Source organism: Polaromonas sp. P1_E1_2, assembly GCF_056406035.1.
Window position 1 is genome coordinate 1 of the sequence record NZ_JBFUAZ010000676.1, and the last position, 2,195, is coordinate 2,195.

Annotated in this window: 1 protein-coding gene; it reads left to right on the forward strand. The window is 62.7% G+C overall.

Annotated elements, in window-relative coordinates; translation table 11 throughout:
* The coding region (locus AC1D1P_RS21585; RefSeq protein ID WP_477674381.1) for a LamG-like jellyroll fold domain-containing protein at nucleotides 1–2,195 on the forward strand (2,195 nt) is incomplete at both ends.

Sequence of the window (2,195 nt, forward strand, 5' to 3'; positions counted from 1 at the left end):
ACCTCGTGCAGGCCCAAGGCAGCGACGGCCGCAGCATCGGCCTGACCTACCAGCTTCCCGCCGGCGCAGATCCCGCCACTGGTGGACGACTCAGCAGCATCACCGACAGCCAGGGCACCACCAACCTGGCCTACGACAGCGCCGGCAACCTCRCCAGCCTCACCTGGCCCGACGGCAAGAGCCGCAACTTTCATTACGAGAGCACCAGCTTCATCCAAGGCCTGACCGGCATTACCGACGAGCTCGGCGTGCGTTACGCCACCTTCGGCTACGACAGCGGGGGGCGCGCCATCTCCACCGAGCATGCCGGAGGGGCAGGCCGCTACAGCACCAGCTACAGCACCCCACCCCAGATTGCCGTCACGGAGGTCTACGACAGCACCGCACAAGTGCTGTACCGTTACCACGACTGGTCCCAGGCGCAAGGCACCGCCGTCACCGATCCCCAGAATGCCAGCCAGGCTATGGGCGCCACAACAATCAACGGCAAGAGCTACCTCACCAGCCAGAGCCAGCCCGCCGGCAGTGGCTGCGCTGCCAGCACCAGCACCCTGAGTTACGACGCCAATGGCAACATTGCCAGTCGCGACGACTTCAGCGGCAACCGAAGCTGCTATACCAGCGACCTGGCCAGGAACCTGCAGACGACCCAGGTCGAAGGCCTGGCCAGTACCGCCAGTTGTGGCGGCGTACTGCCAACGAATGCCACACTTCCCACCGGCAGCCGCAAGACCAGCACCCAGTGGCACCCGGACTGGGCCTTGCCCGCGGTCATTGCCGAGCCTGGCAAACGCACGACCTATGTGTACAACGGACAGCCCGACCCCAGCGCCTCCAATGCAGTGGCCGCCTGCGCGCCCGCTGCGGCACTGCTGCCCGACGGCAAGCCCATTGCAGTGCTGTGCAAGCAGATCGAGCAGGCCACGACGGATGCCGACGGCAGCCTGGGCTTTGCTGCAACACTGGACGCCAGCGCCACTGCGCGTGTCACCAGCTTCACCTATGACGTCCAAGGCCGAACACTCACCAGCACCGATGCCCTGAATCGCTCAAGTAGCTACGCCTACTACGGCACCACCAGCTTCAGCGGTACGGCACCCAATGAGAACAACATCGATCCGGAGTTGAGTCGCGTCAGCTTGCTACTCTATGGTTTCGGCTCAGCCGGTTCCCTCATCGTGGACAGCAGCCTTTCGCCCAAGCCCTTGACGGTGCTGGGTAATGCTCAGATCAGCACGGCCCAGAGCAAATTTGGCAGCAGTTCAATTTACTTTGGTGCGAACGGGGCGTCCGTGGGCACTCCATCGGCACCGGATTTCCAATTCGGCTCCGGGAATTTCACGATTGAAACCTGGGCGTACCAGACAAACCGCAATACCGGCACCTATTGGGCATACCAGCAGGTTGTAGGGCAATACGAAGTCACCGTGAATTCAAACGTTAGTTTCGTACTGCTCGCTGCGGACGGGTACCCTCGGGCCGCTTTCTGGTCGGGGAGCGCGGTGGCGGCGGACATCAATGCAGCAAATCAATTGCCCCTGAACACGTGGGTGCATCTGGCCGCGGTGCGCAATGGCAATTTAGTGACCCTTTACGTCAACGGCGTGAGCGCCGGTTCCGCGGCCTTGACTACCAGTCTGGACGTTTCTGCCAGAAACATCACGGTAGGCGCGGACAGTGCCCGCCAAATAGGCTGGAGCGGGTATCTCTCCGATCTGCGGATCACAAAGGGGGTGGCGCGGTACGCCGCGAACTTCACGCCACCGGTACGGGCATTTTCTGATACAGGGCCGGTTGTTGATTCCAACGCCGTAGGTCGCAGGACAGGGGATCTGCAGAGTGTGACGAACGCAGCAGGGCATGTCACCCAGTTCACCCAATATGACAGGGCAGGGCGGGTCCGGCAGATGGTTGACCCCAAGGGAATCGTCACCGACATGACCTATACCCCGCGCGGCTGGGTGAGCAGTGTGGCTGTCACCCCGCCAGGCGGAGCAGCCCGCACCACCACCTACGCCTACGACAACGCCGGCCAGCTGACAGGGGTCGTCATGCCCGACAGCACCAGCATGAGCTACAGCTACGACGCTGCGCACAGGCTGACCGGCGTGACCGATGCCAAAGGCAACACCATCACCTACACCCTGGACGCCATGGGCAACAAGGTCAGCGAACAGGTCAAGGACCCGCAAGGC